We start from the raw sequence: 15,675 nt of genomic DNA, 5'->3' as shown, positions 1-15,675 counted from the left end.
CATGCTGAACAAGCTGATACATTGGTCGCTCGCGAATCGCGCGGTCATCATTGGCGTGTCTCTCATCCTCATGGTGATGGGGGTGCGCACGGCCACGGAGCTGCCGGTGGAGGTGCTGCCGGACTTGACGAAGCCGACGGTCATCATCCTCACGGAATCGCCGGGGCTCGCACCGGAGGAGGTGGAGATGCGCATCACGCAGCCGATGGAAAGCGCGCTGATGGGTGTGGCGGGGCTCACGCGGCTGCGGTCAAATTCGGATGTGTCGCTCTCGCTTGTGTATGCCGAATTCGGCTGGGACACGGACATCTACAAGGCGCGCATGCTGGTGCAGGAGCGGCTGCAAAGCGTGCGCGGGCAGCTGCCGCCCGGCGTGCAGCCATTCATGACGCCGGTGGCTTCGCTGATGGGTGAGATCCTGCTGGTGGGCGTGCGTTCGACGACGAAGGAAGGCGAGCCCGGCCACATCCCGCCGCGTGAGGTGCGGTCTCTGGCGGACTGGACGATCAAGCGCCGCCTGCAGAGCATCTCCGGCATTGCGGAAATCCTGAACATGGGCGGCGGCATCAAGCAGATCGAGATTCAGCCTGACCCCTACAAAATGCAGGCCAATGGCATCAGCTATGATGAGCTGGAGCGTGCGGCTGCCGAGGCGGCGAATACGACGACAGGCGGCTTTCTCAACACGGGACCGACCGAGATCATGGTGCGCAATCTGGCGATGACGGTGGAGCTCAACGACATCGCGCGGACGATCATCAAGAAGATCAATGACCGCCCGATTGCCATCGGTGATGTGGCGAATGTGGTCTGGGGCATCGAGCCGATGCGTGGGGATGCGACGGTGAGCCAGGCGCCCGAGAAGTCGCCGACTTATGGCGTGATCATGTCCATCACCAAGGCGCCGGGATTCGACACACGCAAGCTAACAGAGCAGATCAAGCAGGCGCTGGATGAACTGCAGGCCACCTTTCCCAAAGGCGTGGAAACCACGCTGCTGTTTCAGCAAAAAGATTTCATCGATCATGCCATCGGCAATCTGACGGAAGCCATCCGTGACGGAGCCATCATGGTGACGCTGGTGCTGTTTTTGTTTCTGCTGAACTTCCGCACGACTTTCATCACGCTGATGGCCATGCCGCTGTCCTTTGGCATCACGCTGCTGATCTTCAAATGGTTCGGCATCAGCGTGAACTCGATGACACTCGGCGGCCTTGCAGTCGCCATCGGCATGGTGGTGGATGATGCGATTGTGGATGTGGAGAATGTCTTCCGCCGGCTGCGGGAGAATGCGGCGCTGGCGAAACCTCATCCCAAATTGCAGGTGATCGCGAAAGCTTCGGGTGAAGTGCGGAACTCCATCTTTTACGCCACGATTCTCATCATTCTCGTCTTCCTGCCACTGCTCGGGCTGACGGGCGTGGAGGGGAAGCTCTTCGCGCCGATTGCCATCGCCACAATCATTTCGATGATCGCCTCGTTCATCGTTTCACTCACGGCCATTCCAGTGCTGTGCTCGCTGCTGCTGAATCCGGCCGCAGGGCATGCGCACAAGGACGGCTTCATCACGCGCAGCATGAAGTGGCTGCTGGAGCACACGTTGCTGCGCTTTGCGCTGAATCAGCCGCTCATTGTCCTCACGCTAGCGGTGGTGCTGCTGATCGTTTCGTTCCTGCTGTATCCGCAGATGAACAAAGACTTCCTGCCGAAATTCCAGGAGGAGACGGCGCTGGTCGCTGCGACGACTGCACCGGGCACTTCGCTGGAGGAGATGAACAAAATCTCCGACGTGATCGAGCAGCAGATCCTCACCGTGCCGGAGGTGCGCAAGGTGGGCCGGCGTCTGGGCCGTGCGGAGCGTGGTGACCATGTGGTGCCCGTTTCGACGGCGGAGTTCGATGTGGATTTCCGCGAGATCGAAGGCGAGCACGCGGGCCAGAGCCGCAGCCGCAAAGAAATCTTGGATGACATCTCGAAGAAGATCAAAACAGTGCCGGGTGTCTTTGCCATCGTGGGTGGGCCGCTGGCGGACCGCATCGGCCATATGATGAGCGGTGTGTCCGCGCCGGTGGCGGTGAAGATCTTCGGGCCTGATCTCGACAAGCTGCGGCAGATTGGCATTGAGATCCAGAGCATCGCCAAAGCGATCCCTGGATTTCAGGACTGCAAGCTGGACCAGACTTCCTCCATCCCGCAGCTCCGCATTGAGGCGGATCGTGATCGCGCGAAGGCGTATGGCATCGCCCCCGGCAAACTCAATGACCAGCTCTCCAGCCTCATTGGTGGCAAAGCGGTGGCTGAGCTGCGCGAAGGACAGCGGCGTGTGAATCTGGTGATGCGGCTGCCCGTCGAGTGGCGTGATTCACCAGACAAGATTGCCGAACTGCCCATCGAGATGCAGGACGAGGGCGATGGGCGGCACCTGCAGCGCATCCCTTTGTCACTGGTAGCCGATGTGCGCGAAGCCAAGGGACCGAACGTCATCTTTCGTGAGAACAGCCAGCGGCGTTTCGCGCTGGCCATCAAGCCCACGGTGCGGGATGTGTCGAACCTTGTCGTGAGATTGCGGGATGAAGTCACGGCGAAGGTGAAACTGCCGGAGGGCTACTTTATCACCTTTGAGGGCGAGTTCCAGGCGCAGCAGGAGGCCACGCAGCGCATCGCACTGTTTTCAGCCATCGTGTTCGTGGCGGTCTTCCTCATGCTGTATGGGTACTTTCGCAGTGCCTCGCTGGCGTTGCAGGTATTGGTGAACATCCCGCTGGCGCTCATGGGCGGTCTGGCCTTCACGTATTTCAAGCTGAACAACATCAGCATCGCCACGCTGGTGGGCTTCATCGCCGTGGGTGGCGTGGCGGCGCGCAATGGCATCATGATGATCAGCCACTACCTGCACCTCATGACGCATGAGGGCGAGGGATTCACGCGCAAGATGGTGATACGCGGCACGCTGGAACGACTGGTACCGGTGCTGATGACGGCGCTTTCCGCAGGCATCGGTCTTATTCCACTGGTGCTGGCGGCAGATCAGCCGGGAAAAGAAATCCTGCATCCTGTGGCCGTCGTGATCGTGGGCGGACTGATCTCCTCCACCTTTCTCGACATGGCGATCACACCCGCGATGTTTTGGCTGCTGGGCCGCAAAGCCGCCGCGAGAGCCATCGAAAACGAAGCACCTGCATCCCATTGAATTTCTAGCGAGGCCAGGCATCCAAGCCTGGGCCTCCAAAATAAAACCAAACCACACAAGAACACTGACACCCATGAAAAAGCTGCTGACCACCACCCTGCTGACACTCGCACTGGCCTTCACTGCCAGTGCTGCCGACAAAGACAAGCATGACCATGAAACCAAGGCTGGCCCTACCGGCGGAAGGCTCATCACGAAGGTGGAACCCCACGTGGAGTTCTTCGTGAACAAGGACAAGAAGGTGGAAATTCGCTTCATCAACGACGACAACAAAGTCGTCTCCCCTGGCGAACAAGTCATCAGCGTCACGCTGGGTGAACGCTCGGCACCGACGAAGCTAAGCTTTGCGAAAGAGGGCGACAAGCTGATCTCTGACAAGGTCATTCCTGAAGGCAACGACCTGCCCACGGTGGTACAGATCCGTGCGAAGGAAGGTGCCAAGGCGGTGAATGAGAAGTTCAATCTCAACCTGGAGCAATGCCCCACCTGCAAGAACAAGGAGTATGCCTGCACCTGCGCGCATGGCGATGAGGCGAAAAAGTAGCATGGACATGCCCTTCCTATTGATATGATCATCTTCATGAAAAAGACTTTGCCTCACCTCGCCATGCTGCTCGCACTTTGCGGCAGCCTGCATGCGCACGGGCGCTTCATCTTCAGCCCAAGCGGCGGTCGCATCCTGGCGATTGATTCCGTGAGCACGCCGAATGCGGAATTCAACGTCAGCGCGGATCGTCGCTTTGAAATCACCTTTCTGGACAAGGATCGCAAACCCATCGCGATTGGTGAGCGCAAGCTCGTCGTCACTGCGGGTGACCGCAGCGCGGCGAAGAAACTCAGCTTAGAAGCTAAAGGCGAGACACTCGTGACCGAGACCGCGCCTGCAGGGGACGATTACTACGTCATCATGCAGTTGCGTGAACCTGGAGCAGCCAAGTCCATCCCCTTCCGGCTGCACTTCAACACCACTGTGTGCAGCGAGTGCAAGAAGCCCGAGTGGCAGTGCGACTGTGGCAGTCACAACAGCGGTAAGAACGTCGAAGTTCCTGCGGACCTCGGGGGACTGTGGGCGGAGATCAACCAGCACACGGAAGAGCTCCACGAAGGGACCGCTGACAAAAAGTATGATGCTATTGATGAAGTCACCGAGGCATTCCCGGTGCTGGCCTCCGCACTGCCGGGCAAGACGGATGCGGCCAAGCAGGCTGAAGCTGGCAAACTGGTGGATGAACTCAAAGCCGCGCTCGGTGGCGTGCGTGATGCCTTCGCTGCGCGCAAACCTGCAGAGGCGGACCCCCCTCTGAACGTGGTGGATAAAACTCTCGCGAAGCTCAAGGCGCTGTATCCCGCCGAGGTCGCCAATGCGAAGCTCAAGGAATAACGCGATGATCGCGGGGGGGGGGGGCCTCTGCTCCTTGGTCTAAGCGAAAACCGCTCCAGTAAAGTCCGGGCATGACGCCCCTGGATTCAGCATCGTCATGAGGGTGATGAAGCACTTCCATCATGACCGCTCTCACGTTTCATCCCCGTAAAAAAAAAGACCTGCCGGAGAGCTTTCGTTCTCCGGCAGGCCGTGTCTTCACCTTGGATTAGCGATGGCTGGAATGACCGCCAAAATTGAAATGAAATCCTGGCCAGCGGGAGGGTCCAGCGTTGCTGCCATGTCCATGGCCATGACTGTGGCCCATAGGGCGACAGTTATGGCTGACGACGCGATAGCCAAAGATGGGATGCCCGTGACGATCGTGGCCGATGATGACGCGTTCGCGATACACCGCAGTGCCGCAGGAGCCGCAGTTGTTCGCGAAGCTGCGGCTGGAGTGGTGGCCGTCAAAGGCCTGCGAACTGGCAGGAGCGAAAACAGCAAGACTGGCGGCAGCAGCAATGAGGGTGAAGAGCTTTTTCATGATGAGAGGAGGTTTGCTTTTTGATTTGTTGCCGCATTCTAACGGCGTGTTCATGAGACGCGGGCCAGCTGCGCGTATTCGAGATTCATCCAACTTTTTTCATCGCACACGCAAATCTCCGCGAAGGAACTGACATGAAGAGATTCCATTTGATCGAATGGGTGTTCACGCAGCATCCAAAAAAAATGCACACGGCATTTCGAAGAGGCCGAGCACGGTCATCACAGTGGTGCACGCAATGAGAGCATGGCGACCACAGCCCATGAATCAGTGAGGATCAGGAGGAGCCTGACGCTCAATGGGCGCCCCGGACCGGTCAATTGCGACTATCCGGGCGGATATGCTCGGCGATGATGCGATCCAGTTCGCGAACACCGAAAGGTTTGTTCAGGTACGCAGTGGCTCCTGCGGCCAGACACTTTTCTTTGTCCGCGGCACTCGAATGCCCGGAAAGGCTGACGATGGCGATGTCGCGCGTTTTGGGATCTGTAGAGGCACGAATCTGCCGGATGGCGCTCAAGCCATCCACAACCGGCATGCGCACATCCATGAGGATGAGATCGGGCTGCAGCGTGCAGGCCTGCTGAATGGCTTCACTGCCATCCCGGGCTGTGATGACTTGGAAGCCAACGCTTTCAAGATAGTTGCGCGTGACGGCGATGAGAGCAGGCTGATCATCAGCGATCAAAATGATGGGCTGACGGGAAGAGGCCGGAAGAGGAGCTTCATCGCTGACCGCAGGCTGTGGCAGGGGCTGTTCCTGAGCGGGCACCGCAGCCGACGACCGGCTCAGTGGCAGACGAATGGTCATGCAGACTTCCCGGTCGGCTGTTTCGATCACCTCAAAAGTGCCCCCGTGGAATTGCACCAATTTCTGCAGCAAGGCCAGACCGATAGGTTTGACTTTTCCCAGGCGGTTGAGAATAAGCGCCGGCTCGGAGGGCAGCGGGCCGACGCTGCCCTGTGTCTGTAGCTGCAAGGCTCCCTCGTCATGGATGATGCGGAGCCTCAATTGACCGCCCGTGTGCATGGATAACACAGCGGCGGAAAGCAGTTCGGTGATGATCTGCTGAAGCCGGTTCCCATCGGCAAGGACTCCGAGGCTGGGCGGTTCTACTTCGGTGATGATCTGAATGGACCGTGACTGGGAAAATCCCGCCAAGGCGGCCACGCTGCCAGCGCACTTTTCACTCACCATGCATGCTGTCTGGGTCAGCGATGACGCGCCTGCGTCGATTTTGCCAAGATCCACCATGTCAGCGATGAGCTGGACCAACTGCCTGGCACTGTCCTGAATGGCTGTGACCGCCATTTTCTGCGCTTTCTCCATAGGCCCGTAAACACCCTCCTGCAGTGTTTCTGCCTGGGCGATAATGTTCGCGAGCGGATTGCGCAGCTCATGCCCCATGTGGCCAAGGAACTCGTTTTTCTCCGCTATGGAACCCTCAACGAGAGAGAAGTTCGGCCTCAGCGAGTCATGCTGCCGAAGTTTAGGCGAGTCTAAATCATTATTCATTATCATGCTTCCCCGCTACACGTGTCAGATTTGCTGTATGTTACTGCTGATTCCAGTCATAATCAGAAACTAAAGAGCATTTATGCAGCAGGCAAATTGGCATTCCAATGGTTCAGGAAATTCCGGAGTGATCCTGCTGGTCGAGGATCACGACCTCTATCGTGATGTGGTGCGTGCTGCCTTGGGCAGATACCTGCCCAATTATGAACTGCTGGAGGCGGACTGCGTGGCCGCCGCACTCCCGGTGCTGCATTCGCACCCTATTGACGTGATGGTCGTGGACATGACACTGCCAGACGGCTCAGCCATTGATCTGGTGGAGCAATGCGGGTATTTCATCGAGCAGGGAATCAAAGTCATTGTGCTCAGCAGCCATTCCAGCGCCGACATGCTGCCGGTTTTGAGCCGTGGCGATGTACATGGCTACGTCTCGAAGGAGCAAGGACTGAAGATTCTGGCAGAGACGATCACTGCAATCTGCTCTACCGAAGTCACCGAGACTGATGCACCGAAGGAATTGACACTAGAAAAATCTCTGTGAATGATTGAAACCACTCCTGCATGATCATTCCCACCATGACGACGGCCACCGCCACCGAAGACCTGGACATTGAAGTGCGTGGCGATTGGTTTCGCAGTGTTTTTGACTGCCTCAATGATGCGGTTTTCATCCACGACGTCGTCACCGGGGCCATTCTGGAAGTCAACCAGCGTGCCTGTGAAATGTATGGCTGCGATCCTAGTGAAATGCGGCGGCTCTCCATAGCAGAGCTTAGCGTGAACACTCCGCCTTACACCCTGGAGGAGTCGCTCTACTGGATGCGCAAGGCGATGCAGGAAGGTCCGCAGATGTTTGAATGGCAGGCACGCGCACGTTCTGGACGTGTGTTTTGGGTGGAGGTAAGCATGCGCAAGGCTGAGATCCTCGGGAACGACAGACTCGTCGTCACCGTGCGGGATATTTCCAAGCGGAAGCAGGCCGAGAGCGAGCTGCGGCGGAGTGAAGAACGTTTCCGGACTGTGCTCGGCAACTCCAAGGACCCGGTGTACTGTCTCAGCCTGCCCTCGCTGACCTATGATTACATCAGTCCCGCAGTGGAACAGGTGCTGGGCTTCAGCATTGAAGAATGCATCGCGGGAGGTCTTCGGTTCATGTTTTCGCGGATCCACCCCGAGGATTACCAGTCAAAACGCGAACGGCTGGAAAAACTGATGGCACGTGATCTGAACGGGGATTTTCAACCTGTCCTGGAATACCGGTTCAAGCACAAAAATGAGGCTTATCGCTGGATCAGTGACAACCGGTCCATCGTCAGAGACAGTGAAGGCAAGCCGGTCGCGATCATTGGCAACCTGCGGGATTTCACCACACGACGCGAGCAGGAGGAGGCACTGCAGCAGCAGGCCCATGCGACGCTGCTCTATCACCTGGAAAACACTTCGCTGGCGCTGGTGGAGTGCGACACAGACAGCCGCATCTGCCGGTGGTCGCCCCAGGCGGAGAAAATCTTTGGCTGGAGCGAGGCTGAGGTCATGGGGAATGATCACAGTGACTGGAACTTCGTTCATCCTGAAGATCTGCCGCGGGTGAAGGCGACACTGGGCCGGCTGCTGGACCGGTCAGAATCCCGCAACACCTGCATCAACCGCAATTTCACCAGTGATGGACGGGTGATTGTGTGTGAGTGGCACAATTCTGCCCTGTTGAACGACGATGGAGAGCTGCAGTCGATACTTTCGCTGGCCTCGGACATCACGGTGGAGAAAAAAATGGAGGAAGCACTGCGGGCAATGGCCGAAGGTGTGGATGCACGCAGTGGCGAGACTTTTTTCCAGTCGCTCTGCCTTCAAGTGGCCCGCACGGTGGAAGCCAAATACGCCACCGTGGCCATGCTCCTGCCGGAGCGTGATCGGATGGTGCGGACACTGGGTTTCTGTGCGGACGGCAAGGTGCTGCCCAACAAGACCTGCTCCTTGATCGGCACGCCGTGTTACAACGTGGCCAGTGGCGAAGTCTGTTATTATGACAGCAATGTGCGGCAGCATTTTCCAGACGACCAAATCCTGCAGGAACTGGGTGCAAACAGCTACATGGGCATGCCGCTGCATGCCACGGACGGGCGTGTGATCGGAATGATTGCAGTGTTCAGCGAGCATGCACTGGACCACCGGGAGCGCCTGCAGGCCATGTTCCAGCTCTTTGCAGTGCGTGCGGCGGCGGAAATGGAACGCCACCAGGCGGAGCTGGCTCTGCGACAGAGTGAAGAACGCTATGCGCTGGCGGCCACGGGTTCCACCGGCGGTGTCTGGGACTGGGACATCCGCACCGGCGGCGTCTATTATTCCGCGCGTTTCCGTGAACTGCTCGGTTACAACCACGAGGAATTTCCCAGTCTGTTTTTTGCCTGGGAGCAGAAAATGCACCCGGCGGACCTGCCTCTGGTACGCGCTGCGCTGGAGAGCCATCTGGAGCAGCGCAGTGAATTCTGCATCGAATACCGCATTCAGGTGAAGTCGGGCGGGTATCGCTGGTTTGAGGCCCGTGGCCAGGCCTTGTGGGACAAGCATGGAGAGCCCTACCGCATGGCCGGGTCCGCACTGGACATTCATGAGCGCAAGCTGGATGAGCAGCGCCTGCTGCGCCTGAACCGGCTGCATGCCATGTCCAGCAGCATCAACGAGGCGATCGTTCGTATTCGTGAACCGCAGCTGCTGTATGAATCGGCGGTAAGCATCGCGGTGGAGAAGGGCAACATGAAGATGGCCTGGATTGCCTTTTTTGATGAAGAGTCCCAAAGCTTGAAGCCGGCTGCCTGCGCCGGCAGCTATCAGAACTATCTGGATGGACTGACTCTCATCACCCGCGGAGATCATCCCTCGGGCCGCGGACCGGCTGGACGCGCCTTCAGGAGCGGCACGCATGAGATTTCCAATGACATCGAGCACGATGAAACATTCTACTTTCGCGAGCGGGCCTTGGAACGTGGCTTTCGTTCCTGCGCCGCCTTCCCACTGAAACCAGGCAACATCCCTGTGGGGGTGCTGCTAATCTACGCCGATGAGCGAGACTGTTTCCAAGAGGAGGAAATCCGCGTGCTCAGTGCCCTGGCCAATGACCTTTCCTTCGCCATGGAAACCGTGGAGAGGGAGAAGGAACGCCAGCAGGCGATCGAAGCCCTCCGCGAAAATGAGCGCATGATTTCGACGCTGATGGGCAACCTTCCCGGTGCCGCCTACCGTTCTCTGATCGATGAAAAATGGACACTGGAGTTTATCAGTGAAGGCTGTTTGGAACTCACGGGTTACGAGGCGGAAGTATTCGCCGGCAACGGCGAGGTCTTCTTCGGTGATCTGATTCATCCGGAAGACCGGGAACATGTGCGTCAGACGGTGACGGAGGCTGTCGCTGCTGGGAAACGCTTTGAGATGAGCTACCGCATCCGCACGGCGGAAGGCGCGGTGAAGTGGATCTGGGAACGCGGTCAGGGAATCCCTTCCGAAGACGGCGTGATGCGGCACACCGAGGGCTTCATGACCGATGTGACTGAGAAGCGTCGCATGGAGTCACAGTCCCTGCGCAATCAGCGTCTGGAAAGCATCGGGACGCTCGCCGGCGGCGTCGCACATGACTTGAACAATGTGCTCACCCCCATTTTGATGTCGCTCACGATTCTGCGCATGAAACTGCAGCAACCGCGCGACATCGAGCTGCTGAACGCCATGGAGAACAGCGCAAATCGCGGTGCTGAAATGGTGAAGCAGATTCTAAGTTTTGCGCGTGGCGTCGAGGGCCGCAGCATGCGCCTGCGGCCGCAGGATGTGCTGCAGGAAATCGAGCAGCTCATCCATGAGACCTTCCCCAAGTTCATCAAATGCCGGATCTCCTGCCCGGAAGAAACGTGGAACGTGGAAGGAGACCCCACCCAGCTGCACCAGGTGCTGCTCAATCTCTGTGTCAATGCCCGTGACGCCATGCCCGGGGGAGGCGAACTGGACATCACCATGAGCAATGTGGTCGTGGATGAGCAGTTTGCCAGCATGCACCCCGACGCCAAGGCGGGCCCCCATGTGGTCTTTGAAGTGAAGGACACGGGCACAGGTATTCCGCTGGAAGTGAGGGATCGCATTTTTGATCCCTTCTTCACCACCAAGGAAATGGGCAAGGGCACCGGACTTGGACTGGCCACCACGCTGGGCATCGTCAAATCGCACCACGGGTTCATCGATCTCACCAGCCGGATGGGCAAAGGCACGGTGTTTCGCATTTATTTGCCGGCCAAAACGGACGTGGAGCACAGGGAGATCCAGATAGTCGAAACCAAACGCTGCCTTGGCCAGGGCGAGCTGATCCTCGTCGTGGATGATGAATCCGCCATTCTCACCGCCACCAAGCACACCTTGGAAGCCTTTGGTTACCGTGTGGTCGCAGCCTGCGACGGGACTGACGCCATCGCGACCTTCCTGAAAAGTTCCGAGAAGCCAGCCGCACTCATCACCGACATGATGATGCCCAACATGGACGGACCGACGCTCATTCAGGCGCTGCTCAAAATTCATCCTGACCTGCCAATCATCGGCGCCAGCGGGCTCAGCCACCAAATGCAGGCACAGGTCAACAGCCTGGGAGTGAAGCATTTCCTGCGTAAACCTTACAATGCCGACTCCTTGCTGGAAGCACTCGGCGACGTGCTGCAGACAATGCGGAAGGCAGCCTGACCTTTTGGGCTTACTGCTCGTGTAGAACGTTGTGCAGAGCCCGCAAAATGGTTTCGGCAGTGTAGGGCTTGGGCAGAAACTGCCGCACCCCTGTGCCTGCGGCCTTGGCAATACCGTTGTTGGAATTGATGCCACTGGCGGCAATGATGCAGACCTCGGGGTTCATCTTCATCAAAACCTGAATCGTGGTGGAGCCGTCCATGACCGGCATCCGCATGTCGGTCAAAACCAGGGCGATGTCGTGCTGATGCTTGGAGTAGAGGGTCACCGCTTCCACTCCATCCGCAGCCAGCAGCACACGGTAGCCGTACGCTTCCAGTGTCTGCCGTGTGATTTCCCTCACGGCCGCCTCGTCATCGACGAGGAGAACAAGCTCCTGATTGCCACGAGGCAGCACCGGCTCTTCGACAACCGTCTGCTCCATGACCTGAGTCGGCTGTGCCGGAAGATACACATGAAAGCATGAGCCATGCCCCAGCTCGCTGTAAACACGGAGGAAGCCGCCATGACTTTTCATGATGGCCAGCGAAGTGGACAGCCCGAGTCCGGTGCCCTTGCCCATTTCCTTGGTGGTGAAAAAGGGATCGAAAACCTTTGGGAGAATTTCCGGCGCAATGCCCACTCCATCGTCTTCGACGCTGATCATGATGTGCGGCCCTTCACGCGCCTCGATGTTCATGGCGGCGTATTGCGCGTCGATCAAAAGGTGTGCCGCCTTGATCGTGAGCGTACCGCCGGCAGGCATGGCATCCCGCGCATTGACACACAGATTGAGCAGCACCTGATGGATCTGCGTCGCGTCGCCTGACACGGCATTGGTTTCCAGCAACTCATCCTGCAGCCGAAGCTGGATATTTTTTGGAAAGGTGTCTCCGACGATGCGTGCCAGATCGTGCAGCAAACGGCTGATCTTCAAAGGGGTCTTCTGCCCTTCCATGCCCCTGGCAAAAGACAGCACCTGGTTGAGCATGTCGGCTCCTCGGCGTGCACTGGAGGCGATCGTCTCCAGAGTTTCCCTGCAAACCTCATCCTTGATGCGCAGATTCAGCAGATCCACCGACATCATGATCGGAGTGAGCACATTGTTGAGATCATGCGCGATTCCACCCGCCAAGGTGCCGATGCTTTCCATGCGCTGGGAACGAAGAATCTGATCTTCAAGCCGTTTTTGCTCGGTGATGTTGGTGTTGATGGCCAGCACGCACTTGGGCCTGCCCTCGGCATCGCGCACCAAGGTCCAGCGCCCCTCCACGGTCACCTCTTTACCCGCCTTGGTCACCTGCAGGATTTCACCTGCCCATTCTCCATCGGTCAGCACTTTGTTGTTTTTTTCCTCGAACTGTGAATCATCGATGTAGAGCAGTTCGGACACTTTACGCCCTCTTGCCTCCTCGGCGGTCCATCCATAGAGACTTTCGGCGCTTTTGTTCCAGTAGGTGATGTGGTGGTCCAGATCACGCACCAGAATGGCATCGTTTGCCTTGTCGAGGAGTGACGCCTGCTGACGCAGCATGTCCTCCACCTGCCTGCGCTCCCATTGGGCGAGCACCAGGGAGATGAAGTTGGCCATCGAAGTCGCAAAACTTTTCTCCTCCGGCAGCCAGGCCCGCAACGGACCGACATGCTCCTGACAGAGCACTCCGGCCAGGACCCCGCCCACATGCAGCGGGGCATCCAGCATGGAGGTGATACCCTGCGGTGAAAGGTAGCTTTCGGTGAACTCACGAGTGCGTGGGTCACGCTGCGCATCATCCGCTGCAATGGTTTCATTTTGCGCCATGGCTCGGAAATAGGCCGGGTAATCTCTTCCACTCAGTTCTAGCCCGGAGGAATGACGCCGCGCACCTGCCTCAAACAGCATCTGACAGACGATGCTGCTGCGGTTTTGATCATACCGCCAGATGCTGACGCGCTCCACTTCCATGGCGTGGGCGATTTCTTCCGTGATCAGACGAAACGCGGACTCCAAATGGACGGCCTGCATCACGCCGCTACGTATCATCCGGGCCAGAGCGACATGCTGCCTTTCATACCGCAGATTGCTCTTCCACAGCCGGTCGGCGGCCTCTTTGCGTGCGGTGATATCACGCTGGACCGCCACAAAGTGACTCGTCTGGCCGTTGAGATCGGTGATCGGCACGACATCAATCTCTACCCAGAAAACAGACCCGTCCTTCTTGTAATTGATCAGTTCCTCCTTGCATGGCAGCCCTTGGGCCAGGGCCTCATGCATTCGGCCCAGTGCCAGCCGGTCGGTTGCCGGTCCTTGGAGGAAGCGCGGGCTTCGCCCCAATGCCTCTTCCCGAGTGTAGCCGGTCTGCCTGGTGAACGCATCATTCACAAAAACAATGCGCGGGCCGGGTTCATCCAGGGGCTCAGGCTCGGTGATGAGCACAATGTCATTGAGATGAGCCACGCAGGCTTCAAGCAATCTCAGCTGTTCCTGGTTGCGGCGTGATTCCGTGATGTCTTTGCAAAGGACCACCATGTGCAGAGCCACCCCGGCTTCATCCCGGATGGCGGACACACTGTTTTCCACCCAGGCCACCTCGCCGTTCTTGCAGAGATAGCGTTTCTCAACGACGAAGTCGTTGATCTCTCCAGCTATCAACCTCTGGTTCAGCATCTGCTTGCGTGTCACATCATCCGGGTGCGTCACAGAGGCAAAAGATCTGCCGATCATTTCGTTTTCCGCATAACCTATGATTTGACAGTAGTGCTTGTTGATATGGAGGACGACTCCTCCCATGTCCGTGATCGCAAACCCCACGCTGGCATTCGTGAAAGCATGCCTGAAGCGCAGTTCACTGGTTTTAAACGCCTCCTCGGCCAGCTTGCGCTCCGTAATGTCATGCGCCGTGCCCACCATTCGCAAGGGCTGGCCGGTCCGCTCATCGAGAAAAATCTGGGCGTCTTCGTGGATGTGCCGGACTTCGCCGTTTGGCAGAATGATCCGGTGGTCGATCGAATAGCGTCCATGGCTGCGGATGGCCTCGCTGACCGCCCGCCGGATCATTTCGCGGTCATCAGGATGAACCGCACTGAAGAAAATCTCATTCGTGGTTTCGGTCCCCCCCACTTCATAACCAAAGATGCGATAAACTTCGTCTGACCAGCGCAGGGAGTTTTTGCCGGTCCCGTCCAAAACCGTCAAATCAAGCTCCCAGCTGCCGAAATGTGAGATGCCCTGGGCGGTTGCCATGGTGGCCTCACTTTGCCGCAGCCGCTCTTCAACTTGTTTCCTTTCGGAAATATCCCGGGCCACACTGAGCATCGAAATCATGTGGTCTTCGGCATCACGCAAGGGAACCGAGTGCATTTCGATCCAGGACAGCCTGCCTTGGCGGCCAATAACGCGAAAAATCTGCTGCCCTGATTCGCCCTCAATTACCTGGCGGTGATGCTGCTGAAGTTTCTCCCGGTCATCCGGATGTACCAGGTCTACGATCAGCCCCCCCTTGACCTCTGCCAGAGACCCTGTTTCGATGATTTTCAGGCCCGCAGGGTTCATGTCCTGCAACCGCCCTTCGCTGTCGACGATCGTCACGCACTCGGGCTCGAGATCAACAATAGCCCTTCCTTGCGCTTCCCGATGGCGCAGTTCGAGTTCCGCCTGTTTCCGTGAGGTGATGTCTATGCAGGTGATCAGCGCACCAGAGCTGTCGCCAACCGGCAGCGGAATGATCGTGATTTCAATCCAACACCTTGCGGTCGAGCCTGAAAGACATGATTCGATCCGCGCGCCCGCCGATTGCTGATCCAGCACCTCCTTGAGAGTCTTTGCCCATCGAGCCCCCCCTTCAAAACGGGTTTCACATTCGGTGGCAAAGAAATCAAAACAACTGCTGCCGCTTTCCGGCAGACGCAGATCCTGGCCAAAAATCTCCGCAAAACGAATCCTCCCGCCGTTCACCGCATGAACGATTCCAAGACTGTCCACCAAGATGACCAGACTGCATTCGAGAGGCTGCTCCTGCGTATTCAGCGCAAAATCTGACGCGCCAGACTTCATGGATGCAGGGCTTGCAAAGCTACCACCTCCACAGGACGCAATTTCATTTTCAGTTCTGGGCAGATAATACGTGAGCATTTCCTACGCCAGAGAAGTCTACGCGCAAAGAGACACATGATGGGAACACAACGGCCAGGAGGTGTGCGGCCTTGGAATGGATTTGCCTCTGCAAGCAACAGAAAGACAATAAAATATGGAGTGAGCCATGCTCTTCCTTCGGTCATTGACGGGTGCGGTCAAGATTCTGTGCACGCCAAATCATTCAGCGCAGAGAATTTGAGGAAAATTCCATTCCCACTATGCATGCTGGAGGAGTTGCCAGCTTCCTTATTCG

At 57.7% G+C, this 15,675-nt stretch carries 8 protein-coding genes; 5 read left to right on the top strand and 3 right to left on the bottom strand.

Annotated elements, in window-relative coordinates; translation table 11 throughout:
- The first annotated feature begins 1 nt into the window (after position 1).
- The 3 genes from AC3RLQ_RS23685 (at position 2) to AC3RLQ_RS23675 (ending at position 4,571) form a co-directional block, all read left to right on the top strand.
- Positions 2–3,190, top strand: coding sequence for an efflux RND transporter permease subunit (locus AC3RLQ_RS23685; RefSeq protein ID WP_493031127.1), 3,189 nt, complete (start codon positions 2–4; stop codon positions 3,188–3,190).
- Positions 3,191–3,263: 73 nt separating this feature from the next.
- Positions 3,264–3,734 (top strand): hypothetical protein, encoded by a 471-nt coding sequence (locus AC3RLQ_RS23680; protein WP_493031126.1) that lies wholly within the window; start codon positions 3,264–3,266, stop codon positions 3,732–3,734.
- A 36-nt stretch (positions 3,735–3,770) separates the two neighbouring features.
- The gene (locus tag AC3RLQ_RS23675) at positions 3,771–4,571 is read left to right on the top strand and encodes a hypothetical protein (RefSeq protein ID WP_493031125.1); all 801 of its coding nucleotides are present in this window, start codon (positions 3,771–3,773) and stop codon (positions 4,569–4,571) included.
- Between the two features lie 208 nt (positions 4,572–4,779).
- On the opposite strand, the gene AC3RLQ_RS23670 is transcribed toward AC3RLQ_RS23675, so the two are convergent.
- The gene (locus AC3RLQ_RS23670; protein ID WP_493031124.1) at positions 4,780–5,097 is read right to left on the bottom strand and encodes a hypothetical protein; all 318 of its coding nucleotides are present in this window, start codon (positions 5,095–5,097) and stop codon (positions 4,780–4,782) included.
- Positions 5,098–5,413: 316 nt separating this feature from the next.
- The gene (locus AC3RLQ_RS23665) at positions 5,414–6,613 is read right to left on the bottom strand and encodes a hybrid sensor histidine kinase/response regulator (protein WP_493031123.1); all 1,200 of its coding nucleotides are present in this window, start codon (positions 6,611–6,613) and stop codon (positions 5,414–5,416) included.
- Positions 6,614–6,695: 82 nt separating this feature from the next.
- On the opposite strand from AC3RLQ_RS23665, the gene AC3RLQ_RS23660 reads away from it, so the two are divergent.
- Entirely contained in the window at positions 6,696–7,154 is a 459-nt protein-coding gene (locus AC3RLQ_RS23660; protein ID WP_493031122.1) for a response regulator, read from the top strand.
- Between the two features lie 20 nt (positions 7,155–7,174).
- Positions 7,175–11,329 (top strand): PAS domain-containing protein, encoded by a 4,155-nt coding sequence (locus tag AC3RLQ_RS23655; RefSeq protein WP_493031121.1) that lies wholly within the window; start codon positions 7,175–7,177, stop codon positions 11,327–11,329.
- A gap of 10 nt (positions 11,330–11,339) precedes the next feature.
- On the opposite strand, the gene AC3RLQ_RS23650 is transcribed toward AC3RLQ_RS23655, so the two are convergent.
- Positions 11,340–15,341, bottom strand: coding sequence for a PAS domain S-box protein (locus AC3RLQ_RS23650; protein WP_493031120.1), 4,002 nt, complete (start codon positions 15,339–15,341; stop codon positions 11,340–11,342).
- Positions 15,342–15,675 lie beyond the last annotated feature (334 nt).

The organism is Prosthecobacter sp. GW821-HT29F12 (genome assembly GCF_058803405.1).
The sequence above is the reverse complement of the archived record's forward strand: the minus strand, read 5'-3'. Positions and strand labels throughout refer to the sequence as shown.

What these genes read in the sequence shown, in the direction of transcription:
- AC3RLQ_RS23685 (WP_493031127.1), top strand. Translation starts at nt 2, where the DNA reads ATGCTGAACAAGCTGATACATTGGTCGCTCGCGAATCGCGCGGTCATC.
- AC3RLQ_RS23680 (WP_493031126.1), top strand. Translation starts at nt 3,264, where the DNA reads ATGAAAAAGCTGCTGACCACCACCCTGCTGACACTCGCACTGGCCTTC.
- AC3RLQ_RS23675 (WP_493031125.1), top strand. Translation starts at nt 3,771, where the DNA reads ATGAAAAAGACTTTGCCTCACCTCGCCATGCTGCTCGCACTTTGCGGC.
- AC3RLQ_RS23670 (WP_493031124.1), bottom strand. Translation starts at nt 5,097, where the DNA reads ATGAAAAAGCTCTTCACCCTCATTGCTGCTGCCGCCAGTCTTGCTGTT.
- AC3RLQ_RS23665 (WP_493031123.1), bottom strand. Translation starts at nt 6,613, where the DNA reads ATGAATAATGATTTAGACTCGCCTAAACTTCGGCAGCATGACTCGCTG.
- AC3RLQ_RS23660 (WP_493031122.1), top strand. Translation starts at nt 6,696, where the DNA reads ATGCAGCAGGCAAATTGGCATTCCAATGGTTCAGGAAATTCCGGAGTG.
- AC3RLQ_RS23655 (WP_493031121.1), top strand. Translation starts at nt 7,175, where the DNA reads ATGATCATTCCCACCATGACGACGGCCACCGCCACCGAAGACCTGGAC.
- AC3RLQ_RS23650 (WP_493031120.1), bottom strand. Translation starts at nt 15,341, where the DNA reads ATGAAGTCTGGCGCGTCAGATTTTGCGCTGAATACGCAGGAGCAGCCT.